19 protein-coding genes are annotated in these 22329 nt (G+C 61.1%); 10 read left to right on the forward strand and 9 right to left on the reverse strand.

Annotated features, from left to right (window positions below):
- The first annotated feature begins 260 nt into the window (after positions 1-260).
- The 3 genes from J5274_RS26045 (at position 261) to J5274_RS26055 (ending at position 7297) form a co-directional block, all read left to right on the forward strand.
- A complete protein-coding gene (locus J5274_RS26045; RefSeq protein WP_257625766.1) occupies positions 261-2303 on the forward strand; it encodes a bifunctional diguanylate cyclase/phosphodiesterase in 2043 nt (680 codons plus the stop codon).
- Positions 2304-2999: 696 nt separating this feature from the next.
- Positions 3000-6515: a PAS domain S-box protein gene (locus J5274_RS26050; RefSeq protein WP_244615323.1), complete on the forward strand. Its 3516-nt coding sequence runs from the start codon at positions 3000-3002 to the stop codon at positions 6513-6515.
- A 41-nt stretch (positions 6516-6556) separates the two neighbouring features.
- Complete coding sequence (locus tag J5274_RS26055) at positions 6557-7297, forward strand: dienelactone hydrolase family protein (protein WP_142824921.1); 741 nt, start codon at positions 6557-6559, stop codon at positions 7295-7297.
- A gap of 53 nt (positions 7298-7350) precedes the next feature.
- On the opposite strand, the gene J5274_RS26060 is transcribed toward J5274_RS26055, so the two are convergent.
- A complete protein-coding gene (locus tag J5274_RS26060) occupies positions 7351-9156 on the reverse strand; it encodes a M23 family metallopeptidase (RefSeq protein WP_219276089.1) in 1806 nt (601 codons plus the stop codon).
- A 174-nt stretch (positions 9157-9330) separates the two neighbouring features.
- The gene (locus tag J5274_RS26065) at positions 9331-10083 is read right to left on the reverse strand and encodes a tryptophan 2,3-dioxygenase family protein (RefSeq protein ID WP_142824919.1); all 753 of its coding nucleotides are present in this window, start codon (positions 10081-10083) and stop codon (positions 9331-9333) included.
- Positions 10084-10214: 131 nt separating this feature from the next.
- Between J5274_RS26065 and J5274_RS26070 the strand changes: the two genes are divergently transcribed.
- A complete protein-coding gene (locus tag J5274_RS26070) occupies positions 10215-10697 on the forward strand; it encodes an Lrp/AsnC family transcriptional regulator (RefSeq protein WP_142824918.1) in 483 nt (160 codons plus the stop codon).
- Between the two features lie 158 nt (positions 10698-10855).
- Positions 10856-11386 carry a PAS domain-containing protein gene (locus J5274_RS26075; RefSeq protein WP_142824917.1) on the forward strand — a complete coding sequence of 177 codons (531 nt, stop codon included), beginning with the start codon at positions 10856-10858 and terminating at the stop codon, positions 11384-11386.
- A gap of 27 nt (positions 11387-11413) precedes the next feature.
- Here J5274_RS26075 and J5274_RS26080 read toward each other — a convergent pair whose 3' ends face one another.
- Entirely contained in the window at positions 11414-12151 is a 738-nt protein-coding gene (locus J5274_RS26080) for an SDR family NAD(P)-dependent oxidoreductase (protein ID WP_142824916.1), read from the reverse strand.
- Positions 12152-12266: 115 nt separating this feature from the next.
- Here J5274_RS26080 and J5274_RS26085 point away from each other — a divergent pair, with 115 nt between their 5' ends.
- Together J5274_RS26085 and J5274_RS26090 are read left to right on the forward strand one after the other, a co-directional pair.
- A complete protein-coding gene (locus tag J5274_RS26085) occupies positions 12267-12485 on the forward strand; it encodes a type II toxin-antitoxin system VapB family antitoxin (RefSeq protein WP_142824915.1) in 219 nt (72 codons plus the stop codon).
- The gene (locus tag J5274_RS26090) at positions 12485-12892 is read left to right on the forward strand and encodes a type II toxin-antitoxin system VapC family toxin (protein ID WP_219276091.1); all 408 of its coding nucleotides are present in this window, start codon (positions 12485-12487) and stop codon (positions 12890-12892) included. The genes J5274_RS26085 and J5274_RS26090 overlap by 1 nt, the downstream gene beginning before the upstream one ends.
- A 23-nt stretch (positions 12893-12915) precedes the next feature.
- Here the strand turns inward: J5274_RS26090 and J5274_RS26095 are convergent, their stop codons facing one another.
- The gene (locus J5274_RS26095; protein WP_142824913.1) at positions 12916-13212 is read right to left on the reverse strand and encodes a hypothetical protein; all 297 of its coding nucleotides are present in this window, start codon (positions 13210-13212) and stop codon (positions 12916-12918) included.
- 171 nt (positions 13213-13383) lie between these two features.
- The gene (locus J5274_RS26100; RefSeq protein ID WP_142824912.1) at positions 13384-14043 is read right to left on the reverse strand and encodes a sulfite oxidase-like oxidoreductase; all 660 of its coding nucleotides are present in this window, start codon (positions 14041-14043) and stop codon (positions 13384-13386) included.
- A gap of 373 nt (positions 14044-14416) precedes the next feature.
- Here J5274_RS26100 and J5274_RS26105 point away from each other — a divergent pair, with 373 nt between their 5' ends.
- On the forward strand, positions 14417-14623 hold the full coding sequence (locus J5274_RS26105) for a hypothetical protein (protein ID WP_374113788.1): 207 nt from the start codon (positions 14417-14419) through the stop codon (positions 14621-14623).
- Between the two features lie 38 nt (positions 14624-14661).
- Positions 14662-15366 carry a nucleotidyl transferase AbiEii/AbiGii toxin family protein gene (locus J5274_RS26110; protein WP_142824911.1) on the forward strand — a complete coding sequence of 235 codons (705 nt, stop codon included), beginning with the start codon at positions 14662-14664 and terminating at the stop codon, positions 15364-15366.
- A gap of 115 nt (positions 15367-15481) precedes the next feature.
- On the opposite strand, the gene hutU is transcribed toward J5274_RS26110, so the two are convergent.
- The 4 genes from hutU to hutI all read right to left on the reverse strand — a co-directional run bounded on the left by hutU (position 15482) and on the right by hutI (position 20838).
- Positions 15482-17155, reverse strand: coding sequence for a urocanate hydratase (gene hutU / locus J5274_RS26115; RefSeq protein ID WP_142824910.1), 1674 nt, complete (start codon positions 17153-17155; stop codon positions 15482-15484).
- A gap of 12 nt (positions 17156-17167) precedes the next feature.
- Positions 17168-17974 carry an N-formylglutamate deformylase gene (gene hutG, locus J5274_RS26120; protein ID WP_142824909.1) on the reverse strand — a complete coding sequence of 269 codons (807 nt, stop codon included), beginning with the start codon at positions 17972-17974 and terminating at the stop codon, positions 17168-17170.
- Positions 17975-18043: 69 nt separating this feature from the next.
- Positions 18044-19579, reverse strand: coding sequence for a histidine ammonia-lyase (gene hutH, locus J5274_RS26125; protein ID WP_142824908.1), 1536 nt, complete (start codon positions 19577-19579; stop codon positions 18044-18046).
- Positions 19576-20838, reverse strand: a complete 1263-nt coding sequence (gene hutI, locus J5274_RS26130; protein ID WP_142824907.1) for an imidazolonepropionase — start codon at positions 20836-20838, stop codon at positions 19576-19578. Before hutI ends, hutH begins: the two co-directional genes overlap by 4 nt.
- A gap of 121 nt (positions 20839-20959) precedes the next feature.
- Here hutI and J5274_RS26135 point away from each other — a divergent pair, with 121 nt between their 5' ends.
- Positions 20960-22306: a formimidoylglutamate deiminase gene (locus J5274_RS26135; RefSeq protein ID WP_142824906.1), complete on the forward strand. Its 1347-nt coding sequence runs from the start codon at positions 20960-20962 to the stop codon at positions 22304-22306.
- The last annotated feature ends 23 nt before the right edge of the window (positions 22307-22329 follow it).

Consider the following 22329-nt stretch of genomic DNA (forward strand, 5'->3'; position numbering starts at 1 on the left):
ATCGCTAAAATGCTCATCTTTTGCGCCTCTGCCGCCAATTTAATCAAGGAGTTAGTTGGCAAAATATTCACGTTTCGCGCATACTTTCTACCGTCAGTCGGTGCAGTGCGGCAACGGGCAGATGTCCATGCGCCTGCCAGCGATTGCGGTGGAGCGGGGCATTGGGGAAAACGAAGCAATCGAAAAGTCACGAGCTCGGACCGCACGCGGCATCGTCCGATGACGACTTCCGTTCGCTGTTTGCCACCCATCCGAGCCCGATGTGGGTCTATGATCCGATCAGCCTGCGGTTCCTGATCGTCAACGAAGCGGCTGTCGAACTTTACGGATACAGCCCCGCAGAATACCTGCAGATGACGGTACTCGACATTCGCCCGGCCAGCGAGCGCCAGCGGATGATCGAAGCCGTCGCGGGCGGCACTGATATGGAGCGCGTCAAGCGCTGGCAGCACCTGAAAGCCAATGACGAGGTCTTCGAGGTCGTAACCTACGGTCGCAGCGTCCGCTTCGAGGGTTCGGCAGCTATTCTTGCCGTCGTCCAGGACAGGACCGAGGTCAACGCCGCCCACCAGCAGGCGAGCGACACGCAGTCCCTGCTGAACAGCATCGTCGAAAACCTGCCCGTGGGGGTCTTCGTCAAGGACCTGATGGATGAAGGTCGTTACGTGCTCCACAACCAGGCGAGCAGCGATATCGTCGGTCTGTCCTCGGGCGAGATCGTCGGCAAGACAGACAAGGAACTGTTTTCGCCGCGCCAGTCCATGCGTTTCAGCGAGCAGGACCAGGTGATCCTCGACGCCGACAAGACATTGACCGTCGAGGAAGAAGTGGAAGGCTTCGACGGGGAGAAGAGACTGGTGCGGACGTTCAAACGCGCCCTTCCGACCCCGGACGGCGTACGTCCCCGCTATCTTCTCGGCATCACGGAGGACGTGACCGTCGCGAGGGCGGTCGAGGCGAAGATGGCGCATATCGCCATGCACGACGCTTTGACCGGGCTGCCGAACCGGTCGTTCTTTTCAGACCGCATCCGCGACCTCGCCGATCAGGCGACGGAAGAAAACCCGATTGCCCTGCTCTATTTCGATATAGATCACTTCAAGCATATCAACGACAGCCTCGGCCATCCCGCCGGAGATGCGCTTTTGCGCGAGGTTGCGACCCGCCTTCGACGGATCACACGCAGCGACGACCTGATAGCCCGTCTCGGTGGCGATGAATTCGCCGTTGCCCTGCAGGTTCATGCTGGCGTCGACCGCGCCCGTGAGTTCGCCGACCGGCTGCTCGCATCGCTAGCACAGCCGATCGATCTGGAAGGAATCCAAGAATACATCAGTTGCAGCATCGGCATTGCCGTCGCGCCCCAGGACGGTGGTGACGCCGAGGTGCTGTTGCGCAACGCCGACCTCGCCCTCTATGCCGCCAAGGCGGCAGGACGCTCGACCTACAGGTTCTATGAAATTTCGATGCGGCTGGCCGCAAAGCGTCGCCACGATCTCATGGGCGAATTGCGCCAGGCGATCGACCAGCAGCAATTCGAATTGCACTATCAGCCGATCGTCTCGCTGCAGGACGACACCCTGGTCGGCTTCGAAGCGCTGCTGCGTTGGCGCCATCCGCAACGCGGCCTCGTTGCGCCGCAAGAATTCATTCCGGTAGCCGAGGAGACCGGGCTGATCACGACCATCGGCGCCTGGGTCCTTCGGCAAGCCTGCGCTACCGCTGCCAATTGGCCGGATCAGTTGCGAATTGCGGTCAATCTGTCAGTATGCCAGTTCCGCCATCAGGGCCTTCTGGCAACCATCACGTCCGCGCTCGACGAGACCAATCTCAGGCCGGATCGCCTTGAGATCGAAATTACAGAATCGGTGTTCATCTCCGACAGCGCCCAGAGCGTTCCCCTGCTACACGAGATGAAGGCTCTCGGTATCCGCATAGCAATCGACGACTTTGGCACCGGTTATTCATCGCTCGGTTATCTCCGCGCTTTTCACTTCGACAAGATCAAGCTCGACCGCAGTTTCGTCTCCGGCATAGAAACGGACCCCGGCAGCCTGTCGATCATCCGCGCCGTGGTGGGGATCGGTATCGGCTTCTGCGCGACGACGACAGCTGAGGGCATCGAAACCGAAGAGCAGATGCGAGCGCTGAAGGCCGAGGGGTTTGGGGAAGGGCAGGGCTATCTGATCGGGCACCCCATGGCGCGCGCGGATGCAGAGGCTTTTATCGAGAACCGTCGTGCTCGGCAGGATATCGCAAGGCGCAAAGCCGAGCCCGAAAAGCCGAAACGCAAGGTCGCGTGACACAGACGATCGCTTTCGTCGGAGACTTCTGGCCCGACCTGTTCTCCGGAATCAAAAAGGGCCGCTTGACGCGGCCCTCCATGAGCTTTGGTCTGTGAAAGACCTGGATTGCAGTGGCAATCCTCAGGAAGGTAGGATCAGAGCGAGGGCTGCCCCGCTTCGTTCCCAACAATTCCCATGTCCATCACGAGTACCGAAATCTCATTAGACATTGGATCACCTTCCTTTCGTTGCGTTAATGATGAGATGAAGATAATCGAAAATTTGGGTTATGCAAGACCGGCGCACCGCTTTGTCCGCCAACCGTCGTTCTCGCTATTCGCCGGCACCTCTTGCAACCGATAATAAACGCCACGAGAACCTTGCCAATCGACGGCACTTTTATATTTCTCAAAGCTGTCCGTCGCCGCCCTTGGAAAGGCGGCACGTCATGCGAACAGAGAGTATATCGATGCAGGGGATGCCCGTAGACGCCGGAAAAGGCGACCAGCCATGACCGAGGGCGCGGAACCAACCAAACCGGCTCCTGCATTCCTGGCTTCAGGGGGCGAGGCTGCCTCCGTTATAGCCAGTTTCGACTGGTCCAAAACACCCCTTGGACCAATCGAACGATGGCCGCATGGACTTAAAGCGACCTGTAGCCTCATACTCGGCTCGCCCGTACCGATCGCGACCCTTTGGGGCGAAGACGGCATAATGATCTACAACGATGCCTATTCGGTGGTGGCCGGAAAACGCCATCCTGCGCTGTTGGGATCGAAGGTGCGGGAAGGCTGGCCAGAAGCCGCAGATTTCAACGACCATGTCATGAGGACCTGTCTCTCCGGAGAGCGCCTGGCCTACCGCGACCAGGAATTCGTCCTGCACCGGAACGGACAGCCGGAGCAGGTCTGGCTCAACCTCGACTACTCGCCATTGCTGGGCGACGACGGCAAGCCTGTCGGTGTTATCGCCATCGTTGTCGAGACCACTGGCAAGGTACGGGCAGAGCGGAGGCTGAGAGGCGAAAGCGATCGTCTGCGCAAGATGTTCGAGCAGGCGCCCGGCTTCGTTGCAACAGTCTCCGGGCCGGACCACATTTTTGAGATCGCCAACAAGGCCTACCTCGACCTCATCGGCAACCGCGACATTTTTGGCAAACCAGTTCGCGAGGCCCTGCCGGAAGTTGTCGAGCAGGGGTTTGTGGATCTACTCGACAACGTCTTCAGGTCGGGCAAGCCGTTCATCGGTCAATCTGCACTGATCGCGCTGAAGCAGCGTAATGGGGAGCAGGCGGAGCGTTATATCGATTTCATCTACCAACCTACGTTCGACGAGTGGGGCTCAGTCACCGGGATTTTTGTGCAGGGCAATGACGTTACCGACCGCCGCGTCTCCGAAGAGGCGCTTCGGGAAAGCGAATCCCGGTTCAGACTTATCGCTGAAAACGCTCCGGTGATGCTCTGGATGGCGAATGCGAACGGACAGAGTGTCTATTTCAACGCCCGAAAGCGCGCATTCTGGAATATTTCCGAGGCGGCAGTCCCGACATTTGACTGGGGCGCGACCGTGCATCCCGACGACCGGGAAGCGTTCCTTGCCAAGCTCGACCGTTCGATGCGCCATCAAAGCCGGGTCACCCTAGAGGCACGGTATCGCGATGCTATCGGCAACTATCGGCTGATCCAGACCGAGGCCCAGCCACGCTACGACGTGGCGGGGGCCTTCCTGGGGCTGATCGGCGTCGACAATGACATCACCGACACGCGCCTGCAGGAAGTCTATCGCTCGGCGCTGATTTCGCTCAACGACAGCCTTCGCGACGTCGGCGACCCCGCAGATATTGCATTCAACGCCGCCAGGATCCTCGGGCAGACAATGAATGTCAGTCGTGTCGGCTATGGGACAATCGACCCGCTACGCGAAACCATCACCATCGAGCGTGACTGGAATGCCCCCGGCATAGAGACGCTGGCCGGTGTGCTGCATTTTCGCGACTACGGCAGTTACATCGAGGACCTCAAGCGAGGAGAAACTGTTGTTTTTTCCGACGCGACGAAAGATCCCCGCACCTGCGAAAATGCGGCCGAACTCATTGCTATCAGCGCCCAGTCGGTCGTCAACATGCCGATCTCCGAGCACGGTGGACTTGTCGCGCTGCTCTATCTCAACCATGCGACTGCGCGAGACTGGAAGCCCGAGGAGCTTGTCTTCATCCGGGAAGTCGCCGAGCGCACCCGCACCGCCGTCGAGCGTCGCCGCGCGGAACAGGATCTCCAGCAACTCGCCAGTTCGCTGGAGCGACAGGTGGCTGCCCGTACCGCCGATCTCGACCGCGTCTGGCGAAACTCCCGGGATCTGCTGGTGATCATCGGAAGCGACGGGCTGCTACACGCCGTAAATCCCGCCTGGCCGGCAGTGCTTGGGCATGCCAAGCTTGAGGTGATCGGCCGATCGTTCTTCGATTTCGTCTGGCCGGACGATCTGCGGCTTACAAAGCGGGCACTGCAAGGCGCCGCATCGGTCGCAGATCTCGAAAGCTTCGAGGCTCGCAATCGCCACAAGGACGGCTCGCCCCGCTGGATTTCCTGGCGGATCTCCTCCCAGGACGGTATGATATTCGCCTATGGACGCGATATAACAGCGGAAAGAGAGCAAGCTGCGGCGCTCGATCGGGTCGAGGAACAACTCCGCCAAGCCCAGAAAATGGAGGCCATAGGCCAGCTTACCGGCGGCGTGGCACACGATTTCAACAACCTGCTGCAAGTGGTATCGGGCAACCTGCATCTGCTCAGCAAGGAAGTGGCTGACAACGCTCGGGCACGGGCGCGCATCGACAATGCGCTGGCCGGCGTCAACCGTGGTGCAAAGCTCGCCGCCCAGCTGCTGGCTTTCGGCAGGCGCCAGGCTCTGGAGCCGAAAGTGATGAATATCGGCCGGTTCGTCGCCGGCATGGGAGACATGCTGCGCAGGACAATCGGCGAGGCGATCGAGATCGAGACCATCCAGGCGGGCGGCCTGTGGAACACATTCGTCGATCCCGCGCAGATCGAGAACGCCATACTAAACCTTGCCATCAACGCCCGCGATGCCATGGACGGCCGCGGCAAGCTGACGATCGAAGTCGGCAACGCCTTTATCGACGAGGCCTATGCACACAAGCACGTCGACGTCGATCCGGGCCAGTATGTGATGCTGGCGGTGACCGATACCGGTACCGGCATTCCTGCCGACATCATCGAAAAGGTCTTCGAGCCGTTCTTCTCGACAAAGCCGCTCGGCAAGGGAACCGGCCTGGGCCTGTCGATGGTCTACGGCTTCGTCAAGCAGTCCGGCGGACATATCAAGATCTATAGCGAGAACGGCCAGGGAACGACGATCCGTATCTATCTGCCACGCTCGATGCAGGCCGAGGACCGGCTGACCGAGACGGAATTCGGCCCCGCCAGTGGCGGAACGGAAACCATCTTGGTGGCGGAGGATGACGAGGATGTACGGGCGACAGTGGTCGAGATGCTCGGAGACCTCGGCTACCGGGTGTTGAAGGCCGTCGATGCCGCAAGCGCCCTGACCATCATCGAGAGCGGGCTGCCGATCGATCTGCTGTTTACCGACGTCGTCATGCCCGGCCCGCTGAAGAGCGCGGAACTGGCTCGCAAGGCCAAGCAGCGACAGCCCGACATGGCCGTTCTTTTCACCTCGGGCTACACCGAGAACTCCATCGTCCACGGTGGGCGGCTAGATGCCGGGGTCGAATTGCTGTCGAAGCCCTACAGCCGCGACGCCCTGGCCCGGCGCATCCGCCAATTGCTAGATCAACGGCAGATCGACATGGCCGCCGCAGCCGAAGCTGCGATCACGCCGCCCCCTGTCTCCGCTCCAGCGCCCAGACCACTAAAGATACTCGTCGTCGAGGATGACGCACTGATCAGGCTCGATACCGTCGAACAGCTCCAGGAGGCTGGCCACGACGTGGTGGATGCCGGTAGCGCCGAGGAGGCGCTGGTCCTGGTAAAGTCCGAACGCTTTGACATCCTGCTGACCGATCTCGGCCTCCCGGGCCTCTCCGGCGGCGAACTGGCCGAGAAGATCCGGACAATCTACCCACAGATGGGCATCATCTTCGCAACGGGCAATGCGGACATGCCTGCCGTTTCCATCGGTCCGAAACCTGTTTTGCTGCAAAAGCCCTATAACAACCGCAGCCTTCTGCGCGCAATCAGCGCCGTCTGACCAACAACAACCGACCGACCGTCGACAAAAAGGACGAGCCCATGAAGAAGACCATCGATATCACGACCGCCGATGGCGTCGCCAAGGCAGCGATTTTCCGCAGCGACGCACAGTCGGCGGAAGCCCCCGCGCCCGGCATTCTGCTCTACATGGATGCACTCGGGCCACGGCCGGCGATGGATGGAATGGCGCAGCGCCTGGCAGACGCTGGCTATATCGTGCTGCTTGCCGACCTCTTCTATCGCTATGGTGCATATGGACCGTTCCAGTCGTCGGCATTTGCCGATCCTGTGATGCGGGACCAGATCATGGGCATGCTGCACGGCACGACCCAGGCGATGACGAAAAGCGATACAGCCGCCTTTCTCAAGACCCTCGACGACGAAGGTGCCACGGGGCCGGTCGGGGCCGTCGGTTATTGCATGGGCGGCGGCCGTGCACTGACGGCAGCCGGCGCCTATCCGGAGCGGATCGCAGCTGCCGCCAGCTTCCACGGCGGTGGTCTTGCTACCGATGCGGACGACAGCCCGCACAAGGCGGCGGCAAAGGGCAAGGCCCGGATTTACGTCGGTACGGCGGGCGTCGACGGAAGCTTTCCGCCGGAGCAATCGGCTCGTTTGGCAGAAACTCTGCGGACTGCCGAAGTCGATCATGTCATCGAGAACTATGTCGGCGCCGCTCATGGTTGGACGATCCCCGACCATGCCGGCGTTTATAATGAGAAGGCAGCGGAACGTCACTGGAAACGGCTACTCGACTTCTTCGGTGAGACGCTGCGCTGAGAGAGCAGGAATAACTCAAGCGTTGTCGCCAACTTAACGCATCAAGAGGCCGCTCAACGGTGGATGTGGCCCGCATGATCCTGGAACAGGCCGAAGGGCCTGTCCATCGGCAGCGAGGAGCGTGAAACCTCCGGTGTCGGCACGTCAAGGTAGCTCATGATGCTGTCGACATGATCGACCTGCGATCGGAGGCTGTCGAGGGAGGCACCGGTCAGGTTTGTCCCGGCCGGCAGCTTGGCCGTCAGCGGGTTTTCGTAGCGGCCATTGACGCGGAGTTCGTAGTAGAGATGCGGGCCGGTGGAATAGCCGGTCGACCCGACATAGGCGATCACCTGGCCCTGCTTGACGCGCTGCCCGACTTTCAAGCCGGAGGGCGTGGCCGAGATGTGCGCGTAGGTGGTCTCATAGCCGCCATCGTGGCGGATGCGGATATATTTGCCGTATCCGACCTCGGTGGAGATCAGTTCGACCGTGCCGTCGCCTGCCGCCATGATCGGGCTGCCCATCGGTGCGCGGAAATCGACCCCGTTGTGGAATTTCCGCACTCCGAGGATCGGGTGGATGCGCCAAGCAAAGCCGTCTCCCAGCTGTCCGTTGGGGACAGGCTTGGGATTCAGCACCTTGGCGACCGAATGGCCTTTTTCGTCATAATATTCAGACGAGTCTGTTCCGTCCTTGTGCAGATAAAAGCGGTGCGCCTCGTCACCGGAGTGAAACTCGATGAACATCAGCTCGCTGTCGCTGTCATCGGCTTTGCGGAACAGCAGATCGACGCTGTCAGGCGTACCGGTGGTGCCGGCCAGCGGAATGCCCTTGGCAGCGGCAAGCTTTACGAGGCGCTCGATTGCCGTGTCCGACAAGCCGGCTTTCGTCAGGCGCTCCCGCACGTCCTTCTGGTCGCCACTGCCGAGATCCTTCAGGTCGACGGCAGCGACTTCTGAGGAAGACGGCGCATCCGGCTGGCCTTCGCTGTAAAGCGTTGAAAACAGCCGGTCATCTGCCAGCGGCTTGAACCCGTTGGAATCGTCGCTGGCCACCACCCGCTCGCTGCCGTTCTCGCTCCGCAACTTGGCGAGCACCAGCTTTGGCGAACCCTCCGCGCGGCCCTTTTCCATCAGCAGTTCGAGACTATCGCCCGGCACGACCGTATCCGTTGCCAGCGCCTGGACCAGTTGCTCACGACGGTCCTCCGCGATACTGGCGGTCTTCAGGATATCGGTAAGATCCTGGCGGCTTTTCGGCATGGACACCAGCCGCTGGAATTCCCGGTGCGGCTGCGTGGTACCCGCCGTCGCCACACTGACATTCAGCGGAACGCCGCGTATCGGGAAACGCGACCGGCGCTGCGAGGCAAAATTTGCCGATCTCGGATAGATGCTGTCGGCAAAAGTTGCCACTGCTGGCGTCGCAATCGGTGTGTCGGCCTCGTTTTCCTCGGTGAAGGAAGAGGCGACCGGCGCATCCCGCTGCTCGCTATCGCCATTGAAGACCAGCGTCAGCCGGTGATAGGTGAAAATACGCGTTTCCCCCGTCGACAGCTTTTCGGCCACCTGGGCAAAGCGCGAGCCGTCGAAGTGACGCTTCGCCTCGAGACGGTTGCCCTTCAGTGCGAGAGGCATCGGCTGGACGATCTGGGCGGGAGGAACGAACACCGGCAACGCCACGGCGCTGCGGGTGATCAGCGGATAAAGCACACCTGCCAGCAGCGCCATCGATCCGGCGCTGGCAAGTCCGAGCGCGATGAGATGACGTGCATGGGCGGAGCGCGGAAAAAACGGCAGGTGGAATGTTTCATGATGCGGCTGCGCCGGTATCGCCGCTTCCGCGGGGAACTGGACGTAAAGCGGACCTTCAGTCATGAAAACGGATTGCCCTCGGATTTAGCTCGCCCCAAATTATGGGAGAACGTGGCCAAAACTAGGCGAGCCGACACCCGTCGTCAATATACACAGCCTGACACAATCCCTGCGCAAGTTTCGAGACGCTTACACATCCCAGGCGCAAGTTTCAGCGGAGTTGCGCGGCGAGCTGCCTTATTCTGCCACGGCCTCCGGCTTCGAGATACTGTCCCTGACGACGCCATACTGGCTACCCCAGGCGTCCGTCATCGAACAGCGGACATCCCAGAGATCGGGGAAAAAGCGGTGCCGGGCGCCGGCTTGCAGAAGATCTACCGGCCGACCCTTCAGCGATTTTGATCCAAGCCCGATCGAGCGGTGGATGAGGTAGACATGGTTGGCGCGGAACTTCTGGAAAAGTTCGTCGAACTCTATCAGCGCCTCGGCCACCACATAGCTGTCACCATGGTCGTACTTGCCGTCATAGACATCGTCGACGGTGAGGCCCTTTCCATCCAGATAGGTCGCCTTGAAGGCTCGCCAGAGATCGGCAGGCATACGCAGCAGCAGTTTGAAGCCCGGTGACTCCTGTCCGCTGCCATTGCCGAGTTGAAGGCGGATTTCCTGGTATTCCTTCGGCGACATCGTTTCCAGCATATCGAGTTGCGTGGTCATCATCCGCATCAGCCGGTGCACCCGGCCCATCAACGTGACGATACGGTGGGGATTGTCTTCCTCGATGTAGCCGATCACCTCGACCAGCGTGTAGGCGATGAGCTTCATCCACAGCTCCTCTACCTGGTGGACGATCTGAAACTGCAGTTCGTCTGCATTGGCCATTTCAGACAGAGGCTTCTGGCAGGTAAGCAGCTTGTCGCACTGCAGATAGACGCCGTAATCCTTCATATCGGGTGTCTCGATACGCTCCCAGTATTCCTGCTTATCCATTTTGGTCCCCTTATTGAGCAGCTCTTTTTCGGAAGAATACGAAATATTCTCTCGAACATTGTTCCTTTCTGTCATGCAGTATGCGTAGCTGATAGAACGATCGCTCTGTTTTAGCGCGAAGAGAGAGAACGATGATCTTAAGCCCGGTGGATCTCAAAATCGTTTCGGCGCTGGAAGGCGATGCCCGCATGTCGTTCGCAGCGCTGGCCGAGCAGGTCGGGCTGAGCAAGACGCCCTGCTGGAAGCGCGTCAAGGCTCTGGAGGCTGCCGGTCTCATCCGGGGATACACCACGACGCTCGATCCGGCCCAGCTCGGCTTCGGCCTCGAGGCGTTTGTCCAGGTATCTATCGATTTCGAACTGTCGGACGCGTTCGAGGAAGCAGTCCGGAAAAACCCGCTGATCTGGCGCTGTCATGCGACGACCGGCGACGCCGACTACCTGCTACATATCCTGGCCGTCGACATGGTGGCACTCGATCGCCAGCTGCGTCAGGAGCTCAGCCGCCTGCCGGGCGTGCGCCGAACGGTCACGTCGATGTCGACGCGGGAGATCAAGACTGAGATCTCCTTCGTGGCCGCTGTCCGGCACGCGAGTGAAATGCAAGGGCGGTGAGGCAGGCACGTCGGCAAGTCGATGATTTTCCGGCATGACGCGGGTACTTACGACGCATTCTGACGAGGAAACGTCGATATTTTTCAGCGCCATGCCCTTTTGTCCCTTGCAGAGGCCTGCCCGCGCGCTCATGTTGAATAACGGGCATGGAGAGGTACATGGCAAAAGACAAGATTTTGGTCCGGAATTCGCAGCCATCTCCGATGGACTCGGGAGTTTTCACCTGGGATATCGAAACCGACCAATTCTTCGCCGATAGCGCTTTCGCCTCCCTTTTCGGCCTAGATCCGTCAGAAACGATGGTCGGCCTGCCGATGGAGCGATACCTCGATCGCGTCCATCCGGAAGATAAGGCGCGTGTGGCAAAAGCCGTGCATGAAGCCGTGGTTTCGGGGTATCCCTGCCAGCAAAATTACCGCGTCCGGTCTGCAAGAGGTTTTTATACCGAGATCATGGCCTTCGGCCGCTGCTTTCGAAACGCAGACGGCACACCCTCGCAATATGCAGGCATCGTTTTCCCCGTCGTGCCCGTCGTCGAGGAGAGCGCGACGTTGCAGGATCTCTGCTCGCAAGCCCACCGTGCCGCGCTGAAAAGCGGTCGGCTGGATATCGCAAGGACACTGCGTGACGTTCTCGACGACCTTGCCGAGGAGCCGGCGCCAGCGCGGCTTCAACACCACCCGCACTGAGGGCCAGGACGGCTTTTGGGGCTGGGACTAGGTGAGATTGATACCGCCGTCCAGCAACAGTATCTCTCCCGTCGCATAGTCCGAAGAGACAAGCATCCAGACAGCGTGCGCGATGTCTTCCGGTGTCGCCGCCCGGCGCATCGGCGAATGGTTTCGCCACAAATCCTGTGCGGCAGTCCAGTCCGCCGTCAGCGGCGTATCGACCAGACCGGGCGCGACGGCATTGACGCGGATATCGGGTGCCAGCGACAGGGCCATCAGCTGCGTCGCATGGTTGAGTGCCGCCTTTGCAGCAGCGTAGGGGATGGAGGCACCCTTGGGGCGGATACCGGCATGGGAGGAAATATTGACGACAGAGCCCGGTCGTCCCGTGCCAGCGGCTGCTCGCAGCGCCGGTTCTGCCTCGGCCACCAGCCGGAACGGCGCGACGACGTTAACCTCGTAGAGCTCATGCCAGATCGCCGGCGTGGCCGCAGCCATATCGGAATGGGGAATGACGCGGCTGATGCCGGCATTGTTCACAAGCACGTCGAGCCGGCCCCATTGGGCAACCGCCCCGGCGACCAGCCTTGCCCTGTCGGCATCGACAGCGAGATCGGCCTGGATATAGGTCGCCATCGGCAGCATGCTTGCAAGCGCCAGCCCGGCGTCAACAGACGACCGGGAATGGAGGACGATTGCATAGCCTTCTGCGGCAAGCCGCCGGGCGATTGCCGCACCGATGCCCGATGTCGAGCCGGTGACGAGTGCGACGGGAGGTGTCATAGCGATATCTGCCTCGAATGAAACTGGCTACGTGTTCTCACCATCTGCGCCGCAGATGCCGGCTTGTCCAGCCATCCCCGAGGTCGTAACACCGCGGCATCAAGGAGACAGATCCATGCCACTCTACATCAAGGACGATGCCATCGACCGCCTGGCACGTCGCTATCAGGCGCTGACCAAGGCGCCATCGAAGACCGAGGCTGTCCGCAAGGCGCTGCAACTGGCGCTCGATACCGAACTGGCAAAGCCGGTGCTGGAAGATATCGCCGTGGCCTTCTGCCGAAACCTGCGCACGAAGACCAACGTGCGAAACGCCGATGCAGAGCCGCGCTGATGTTTATCGATGGCTCTGTACTGCTGGCAATGATGACCGACGAGGAAGCCGCGCGCGAATTTGCAAGGCGGATGCAGGCGTCGACCGTGCGCCTCACGTCGCCAATGACTGTGGCTCGAACGACACTGGCGCTTGTCGCCGAATTGGAAATTCCGGTCGATGAAGCGTCCGAGGCTGTCGCCACCTTCCTGCAACTGATGAATATCCAGTCAGTGGCTGTGCCCCCGCGAGCCGCTTCACTGGCGGTGGAGGCCTACTCCAATTTTGGTAAAAACGACAATTTTGGTAAAGGCGGCGCCGGTCTCAGTCTCGACGACTGGCTGACATATGCTTGCGCCAAATATTACCGCCAGCCGTTGCTTTTTTCTGGCAACGGCTTTGCTGCTACGGACATAGAGGCCGCTTGAGGCGAGACCGCGCCACGCCGCCCTTACGGGCAGTCAGAAAGCGGTGCAGCATCGAAAGTGTTGCTGCGCATCACAGACGTCGTCGGGTTTGAATCGCACTGGATACGGATCGGCGTGCGGTTGGTGGTGCCCGTGAACGGCAGGTCGACATTGATGATACCGCTTGGCGAGATTGCATCCTTGGAGTGATCGATAACGGCGCTGTAAACGGTAACTACGCGCGGACCTTTTGGAGTGACGCGCAGGGTGAGCGGCTCCGCGACAACAGCGGTAGCCATGCTCAAAGCGAGTGTCGAGGCGGCAAATAATTTGAGAAACATCATGCTCTCCTGTCATTGTGATATGCGATGGCAGGGGAACACATGGAGCGGGGCTAAGTTCCGTGCCCCGCTGCGATCACGGTAAAATTGAAGAGCCGACAGGCGTCACTCTCGGCTCAATTGCGCCGAGTGCGATTGAGATGTCGGCAAATTGCCGGCGTAATGTCGAATTCAGTCTTCCGTGTAGCGCTGCTCCCGCCAGGGATCGCCGCGCATGTGATAGCCGTTCTTCTCCCAGAAACCGGCCTTGTCCGATTTCATCAGGTCGATGCGGCGCAACCATTTGGCGCTCTTCCAGAGATAGAGATGCGGCACGACGAGGCGCATCGGTCCGCCGTGATCGCGGCTAAGCGGCTGGCCTTCCCAGGCGGTCGCAAGGATCGCGTCCTCGGCAGCGAAATCGGCCAGCGGCAGGTTGGTCGTATAGCCGTCATAGCTGGTCAGCATCACATAGTCGGCATCCGACTTGGGCATGACGTGATCGAGAAGATCGCGGGTGGAAACCCCGTCCCATTTGTTGTCATAGCGCGACCATGTGGTGACGCAGTGCATGTCACTGACCTTGCTGCTTTGCTCAAGGGCGCCGAATGCCGCCCAGTCGAGCGATAGCGGCGCCTCGACCCGGCCACCGACCTCCAGCCGCCAGCTGGAAAGCGCGATCTCCGGCTGGGTGCCGAGATCGAGCACCGGCCAGTTCTTCACCAGATGCTGCCCCGGCGGCAACCGCTCGCTCTCCGCCCGGCTGACGCGACCGGTCAGAAACTTGCCCTCCGCCGCCCACCGCCGCTTGGAAGTGGTCAGCTTGCTATCCAAAACCGGCTCGTCCGTCATCCTGATGTCCCTCGTCATTCCGCCGCGTGGAGAACAAGAACTACCCGACCATACGCCCCGCGACAACGGTGTCTGCACCCGCGAGCGGTGGTGGATTTTTTTTAGGCTGGGGCGTTGGTGCCGCGGTTCCTTTTGTTTTTCGTTGAAAGACCGGGATCAAGCCGTTTCGTCAATCAGAAAAAACTACGATATCTGTGATAAAGACCCGAGCTTTCATAGCTCTTATGACATCCATGACAAGTGAACGAAAGTCACGTAATTAACGTCACGACCCTGCCTCGAATGCCTTCGAACTTGATTACAAAAATCGGCCGCTCTTCCCCGGACCCCGATCTTGGCCTATTATGCCACCATGACAATCGATGCCGATATGATGATCGTTCCTGCAGATTACCCGGAGCTTGCCCTGATAGTGTGGAGCCGGGATGCGACACGCCCGGTTGCCGCAGCCGAGGCGTTTGCAATTTACGAGCGGAACTGGCGCTTTGTCGATCGGCAGCGACTGACACCCAGTGAGAAAGCCCTTATCGAAGAGCTGACCGCTCGGTTCGGACACGGGGAACTATTGGTTTCAAGTTAGCCGCCACGCACCCGGTCGCCACAGAGGGCAGGAACCACATGACTGACTTCCAGCGACCGGAGCATCGGATAATTGCCAAGGCATTGAGGCTTATGGATCCGACACTTCTCGTGTTAAATCGTTGCTGGTTTGCCGGAGGCACGGCCGTTGTCATGATGCACGGCGAATACCGTCGTTCCCTCGACGTAGACTTCCTTTGTGCCGATATGGATGGCTACCGCGCCATGCGCAGCCTCGCCGTCGAAAAGGGTGTCGGTGGCCTGTTTGCGGCGCCGGTTACAGCCTTACGCGAAGTGAGGGCAGATCAGTATGGCGTACGCACGCTGCTCTCGCTCGACGAACAAACGATCCGTTTCGAAATCGTTCGGGAAAGCCGCATTCCGCTGGACGGCATAATGAATGCTGGGCTCGGCGTACCAGTCCTTTTGCCGAGCGACATGATGGCGGAGAAATTGCTTGCCAATGCCGACCGGTGCCAGGATCGCGCAGTCGCATATCGCGATGCAATCGATCTCGGCATGCTGATAGATTATCACGGCGCGATTTCGCAAGACGCAGTCACGAAGGCGGAAAATGCCTATGGCGGCGATATCGGACGCAAAGCTTTGTGGGTCGTTGACAGGTTGGCCGACAGGGTGGAATTACAGCACGTTTGCGATGCGTTGCAGATGAAACGCCAAGATGCTGCGCGCGCCATGGCGGCGTTGTCACGCGAAGTTCTCCGCTTTTGGCACCGGTCCTAGATCACCAGCGGGACTTACTCGCGTCGTGCCGGAAAAATCGCCAATCCACGCCCCGCTGCGACTCAATCCCCCAAGGCCGCCACCAAAGGCGGCGGCCTTTACTGACCTCGCGACCTCAGTTGCCGAGAATTCCCGGCAGGCGCAGGCCCTTTTCCTTGGCGCAGTCGATAGCGATGTCGTAGCCGGCGTCGGCGTGGCGCATGACGCCGGTGGCCGGGTCGTTCCAGAGGACGCGGGCGATGCGGCGGGCGGCGTCTTCCGAGCCGTCGCAGCAGATGACCATGCCGGCATGCTGTGAAAAGCCCATGCCGACGCCGCCGCCGTGATGGATCGATACCCAGGTGGCGCCCGAGGCGGTGTTCAGCAGGGCGTTGAGCAGCGGCCAGTCGGAGACGGCGTCCGAGCCATCCTTCATAGCCTCGGTTTCGCGGTTCGGCGAGGCGACGGAGCCACTATCGAGATGATCGCGGCCGATGACGACGGGCGCCGAAAGCTCACCGTTCTTGACCATTTCGTTGAAGGCCAGACCGATCCGGTCACGGTCGCCGAGACCCACCCAGCAGATGCGGGCGGGCAGGCCCTGGAAGGCGATGCGTTCACGCGCCATGTCGAGCCAGTTGTGCAAATGGGTATTGCCGGGCGTCAGTTCCTTCACCTTGGCGTCGGTCTTGTAGATATCCTCCGGATCGCCCGACAGCGCCGCCCAGCGGAACGGGCCGATACCGCGGCAGAACAGCGGCCGGATATAGGCCGGGACGAAGCCGGGGAAGGCGAAGGCATTCTCCAGGCCCTCGTCTTTCGCGACCTGGCGGATGTTGTTGCCGTAATCGAGCGTCGGCACGCCGGCGTTCCAGAAATCGACCATGGCGGCGACGTGGATCTTCATCGAGGCGCGCGCAGCGGCCTCGACTTCCTTTGGCGCAGTCTCCTGTTTGGATTTCCATTCCGCCACGGTCCAGCCGAGCGGCAGGTAGCCGTGCAGCGGGTCGTGGGCGGAGGTCTGGTCGGTAACGATATCCGGTCGGACGCCGCGCTTGAAAAGCTCGGGGAAGATTTCGGCAGCATTGCCGATCAACGCGATCGATTTTGCCTCGCCGGCCTTGGTCCACTGATCGATCTTGGCCAGTGCCTCGTCCAGGCTGTCGGTCTTTTCGTCGACATAGCGCGTGCGCAGTCGGAAATCGGCGCGGGTTTCGTCGCATTCGACGGCGAGGCAGCAGGCACCGGCCATGACCGCGGCGAGCGGCTGGGCGCCACCCATGCCGCCGAGACCGCCGGTGAGGATCCATTTGCCCTTGAGGCTGCCGCCATAGTGCTGGCGTCCGGCTTCGACGAAGGTCTCATAAGTGCCCTGGACGATGCCTTGGGCGCCGATATAGATCCACGAGCCGGCCGTCATCTGGCCATACATCGCAAGGCCCTTCTTATCAAGCTCGTTGAAATGATCCCATGTCGCCCAGTGTGGCACGAGGTTGGAGTTTGCGATCAGCACGCGCGGCGCATCCTTGTGGGTGCGGAACACGCCGACCGGCTTGCCGGATTGCACCAACAGCGTCTCTTCTTCGGTGAGCGTCTTCAGGGTCGCGACGATGCTGTCGAAGTCTTCCCAGGTGCGTGTCGCCCGGCCGATACCGCCGTAGACGACGAGTTCGTTGGGGTTTTCGGCGACGTCAGGGTCGAGATTGTTCATTAGCATGCGCAGCGGCGCTTCCGTCATCCAGCTCTTGGTGTTGAGATCCGGCCCGCGCGGCGCGCGGATCTCGCGGATGTTGTGGCGTGAATTGGTCATGACGAAATCCCCTTAGCTGATGAGGTCGAGCGCGATCTGTTCGATGCGCGACAGGATGGACTTGAGCGGAATGCGCAGCGCCTCGGCCTTTTCAGGATCATAGGCGAAGGGCGGAGCTTCGGCGGCAAGATGGGTCGATTGCGCCAGCTCCATCTGGATGGCATGAACGCCCGATGCCGGCTGGCCATAATAGCGCGTTGTCCAGCCGCCCTTGAAACGGCCATTCAGCGTGCTGGTGTAGCCGGCGGCTTCAGCGGCGATGGCAACGGTTGCAGCCTCGATCGCCGGCGCGCAGGTCTTGCCCATGTCGGTACCGATGTTGAGATCCGGAAGCGTGCCCTCAAACAGGAAGGGAATGTCGGCACGGATCGAGTGGCAGTCATAGAGCACGGCAATGCCATGGATCGCCTTGACGCGTGCGATCTCGGCAGCGAGGGCCGCATGATAGGGTGCATGGAAGGCGGACAGCCGGGCTGCGGTATCGGAGTCGGAAGGCTCGGCGCCATTCTTCCAGATCGCCTTGCCGTCGAAATCCGTGCCCGGGATAAGGCCGGTGGTATTTTGACCGGGATAGAGGCTTGACCCATCGGGATCGCGATTGGCGTCGATGACATAGCGGTGGAAGGTGGCCCGAACCGTCGTCGCGTCGTCGAGCAGGCCGTCATAGAGCCGGTGGATGTGCCAGTCGGTATCGGCGAGGATGCGCCCATTGTCGTTCAGCCGCTCCCAGATGTCGGCTGGTACGTCTGTGCCGGTATGGGGAAAGGCGAGCACAACGGGCGAGGAGCCCTGGTGGACTTCGAAAGCAGGAGCGCTCATTGAATGGTCTCCTTGGCGGTTGTCGGCCTCTGCGTGCGCAAACTGCCGCTTGGAATAGCCTCCATAAGATCAGCCCTCCAGACCCGGCAGGATACCCTCGGACACCGCTGCATTCAGTGTGCCAGATGATACCAGGTCGCTGGCTGCGGCAAGGTCGTTTGCCATGTAGCGGTCCTCTTCGAGCGTCGGCACGACGCGGCGGATGGCGGCGACGGCGGCGGTGAGTTCGGGGCTGGTGACCAGCGGCGCGCGGAACTCGATCCCCTGGGCCGCCGTCAGCGCTTCGATCCCGATGATGCCAAACAGGTTGTCGGTCATCTGCAGCAGTCGGCGGGCACCGTGACAGGCCATGGAGACGTGGTCTTCCTGGTTGGCCGAGGTCGGTGTGGAATCGACCGAGGCCGGGTGCGACATCTGCTTGTTCTCAGACATCAGCGCGGCAGATGTTACCTCGGCGATCATCAGCCCGGAATTGAGCCCGGGCTTTTTGGCAAGGAAGGCCGGCAGGCCATGCGACAGCGCCGGATCGACCAGGAGCGCAATGCGGCGCTGGGCGATGGCGCCGATCTCGCAGACGGCGAGCGCGATCTGGTCTGCGGCGAAGGCCACGGGCTCGGCGTGGAAATTACCGCCGGAGACGACCGAATTGTCTGACAGCACCAACGGATTGTCGGTCACCGCATTGGCTTCGATCTCCAGCGTTTTTGCCACCTGGCGCAACAGATCGAGGCAGGCGCCGTCGACCTGTGGCTGGCAGCGGATGCAATAGGGATCCTGGACGCGCTCGTCGCCCTCGATATGGCTTGCGCGGATGACCGAATTGTCGAGCAAAGCCCGCAGAGCCGCCGCCGTGTCGATCTGGCCCTGATGGCCGCGCAGGGTGTGGATATCGGCATGGAACGGCGCCGACGAGCCCATCGCCGCATCGGTCGACAGCGCTCCTGTGATCAGCGCCGCCTGGGCGGCCCTGTGGGCGCGGAAGAGGCCTGCGAGCGCCAGCGCCGTCGAGGTCTGAGTGCCGTTGATCAGCGCCAGGCCTTCCTTGGCGGCCAGCACCATCGGCGTCAGCCCGGCCTTTTCCAATGCCGCACCGCCACTCATTCGTTCGCCGGCTAAAAATGCTTCGCCTTCACCCATCATGACCGCCGCCATGTGGGCGAGCGGCGCGAGGTCGCCGGAGGCGCCGACAGAGCCTTTTTCCGGAATGACGGGGATAACGCCCCTCTCAAGCATCGCCTCGATCAGCCGCACCATTTCGAGCCGCACGCCGGATGCGCCGCGCCCGAGCGACACCAGCTTCAGGGACATGATCAGCCGGACGATATTCTCGGCCAGGGGCTGGCCGACGCCGCAGCAATGGGAGAGGATCAGATTGCGCTGCAGCGTCGCGACATCGGCACGGTCGATCTTGATCGACGCCAGTTTACCGAAGCCGGTGTTGATGCCGTAGACCGGCGCATTGCCGGCGGCAATCTCGGCAATACGGGCGGCGGCGCGCTCGATACCGGCGTCGAACGAGCGATCGAGGACGACAGGTTCGCCCGTCCAGTAGATAATCGAGAGATCGGCGAGCGTCACCGAACCTGGATGGAGTGTGATGGTCATCGATCGATCCTCTCGCCCTTGAACAGGTGCGCATAAAGCGGATTGAAACCAATCCGGTAGACAAGTTCGGCCGGGCTATCGACGTTCCAGGTGGCGAGATCCGCCGATTTCCCGACCTCGATAGTTCCGGTTTCAGCAAGCACGCCTAGGGCCCGCGCGGCCTCGCGGGTCGTCCCGGCAATGCACTCCTCGACCGTAAGGCCGAACAGGGTCGCCGACATGTTCATGGTGAGCAGCAGGGATGTCAGCGGCGAGGTGCCGGGATTGCTGTCGGTGGCAATGGCGATCTTCACCCCGGCGTCTCGCAACAGCTGGACCGGCGGCTTCTGCTTCTCGTTGATGGCATAGAAGGCGCCGGGCAGCAGCACGGCCACCGTGCCGCTCGCGGCAAGTGCAGCCACGCCTGCAGCATCCAGATATTCGAGATGATCGGCCGACAGGGCCCCGTAGGATGCAGCGAGCCTGGCGCCACCGAGATTGGAAAGCTGCTCGGCATGCAGCTTGACCGGCAGGCCGAGCGCCTTGGCAGCGTCGAACACCAGGGCAATTTCGGACGGCGAGAATGCGATACCTTCGCAAAATCCGTCGACGGCATCGATCAGGCCTTCCGCCGCGCCCTGCCGCATGCCGGGAAGCACAACCTCGTCGATATAGGCGTCGTTGCGCCCCTTGTAGTCGACGGGCGTCGCGTGTGCTGCGAGATAGGAGGTGACGACGCGGACCTGACGGATGCGCTCAATGGCTCGGGCGGCGCGCAATATCCGCAGTTCGGCATCGACGTTCAGCCCGTAGCCGGATTTGATTTCGATGGTGGTGACGCCTTCGGCCAGCAGCGTGTCCAGCCTCGGCAAGGCGGCCGCCACCAGTCCTTCGACGGACAGGGCATTTGTGGCATTGACCGAGGAAACGATGCCGCCCCCGGCGCGCGCAACCTCTTCGTAAGTGGCGCCCTCGAGCCGCATTTCGAACTCGCGGGCGCGATTGCCACCATAGATGATGTGCGTGTGGCAATCGACCAGTCCGGGGGTCACCCAGCGCCCTTCGAGGTCGAGGATATCGGCGGTCTCGATGGCCCAGACCGGCAATTCACTCTCGGGGCCAGCATAGGCGATGCGGCCATTTTCGACGACGATTGCAGCCTTTTCGATAAGGCCGAGGCCGGGCAGGCGGCTGTCCAGCGTCGCAAGCCGGGCGTTGCGCAGCAAACGTGGGCGGCCTAGAAATGCGGTATTCTGTTCGGAGGAATTGTTCCCGGTCATCAGCTTTGCGCCTTTCTTTATGGCCTAACATGTATATACATAATAGTCGTGTGACAAGCAAAAATATGGCAGCTGGCGAGGAACCTAGGACGGATCGCCCGCAAATAGAAGGGGAATGCCGATGGTCGGACTTCACGCAGGATCAGCCCTATTGCCAACCGGCTGGCAAAAGAACGTACGCATAGAGATTGCCGACGGGCGCATCGTCAGCATCGCTGCGGGCGTACCGGCCGAGGCCGCCGACGAGCGCCACGCAGTGCTCGTACCCGCCATGCCAAACCTGCACAGCCACGCTTTCCAGCGGGCGATGGCAGGTCTTGCCGAAGTGCGAGGCCCCGGCAGCGACAGCTTCTGGAGCTGGCGGACGGTGATGTACAAATTCGCCCTGACGATGACGCCCGAGGATGTCGAGGCGGTCGCGGCCGAACTCTACATGGAGATGCTGGAGGCCGGCTTTTGCCGCGTCGGGGAATTCCACTACCTGCACCACGACAAGGACGGCAGGCCCTATGCCAATATTGCCGAATTGGCCGAACGTATCGGCGCTGCCAGCAGTCAAGCCGGTATCGGGCTGACGCTGCTGCCGGTGCTTTACGCGCGGTCCGGTTTCGGAGGCGGTCAGCCGATCGAGGGCCAGCGCCGCTTTATCAATACGCCGGATAGCTTTGCGACACTGATGGAGGGATGCCGGCAGGTGATTGGCGCACTGGAAGGCGGCGTGCTCGGCCTTGCGCCGCATAGCCTGCGGGCGGTGACGCCGGAAGAACTGAGTTTTGCCGCAGAGCTTGGGCGGAACGGGCCAATCCACATCCACGTCGCAGAGCAGGTCAAGGAAATAGAGGACTGCATTGCCTGGTCCGGCGCACGGCCCGTCGAATGGCTGCTCGACCATGCCGATGTCGATGCGCGCTGGTGCCTGATACATGCGACACATATGACGGAGGATGAAACGACACGCATGGCCAAGAGCGGCGCGGTGGCAGGCCTCTGCCCGATCACCGAGGCCAACCTTGGAGACGGGACATTTCCTGCCCCGCAGTTCATGTCAGAGGGAGGGCGGTTCGGCATCGGCTCGGACTCGAACGTCCTGATCTCGGTGCCTGAAGAGTTACGCCAGCTGGAGTATTCGCAGCGCCTCGACCTCCGCGCCCGCAACGTGGTGGCACCTCAAAACGGCTCGACCGGTCGTGCGTTGTTCGATCAGGCATTAAGAGGCGGTGGTATCGCCCTACAGACCGCGACAGGACTGCAAGAAGGAAACTACGCCGATCTCGTATCGCTGGATGTATCCGCCGTGCCCTATCTGGAAGGCGACCAGTTGCTCGATCACTGGATGTTTGCCGGAGGCGTGAAGATCGACAGTGTCTGGGCACTCGGGCGCAAGCAGGTCAGCGGTGGAGTGCATGTCGGGCGGGACCGGATCCGAAAGCGTTTTGTTGCCACCATGACCCGTCTGCTTTCGGCTTAGACGAGAAGCATGTCATCAGAGCG

Source organism: Rhizobium sp. L51/94 (assembly GCF_019355555.1).
GTDB lineage: Bacteria > Pseudomonadota > Alphaproteobacteria > Rhizobiales > Rhizobiaceae > Rhizobium > Rhizobium rhododendri.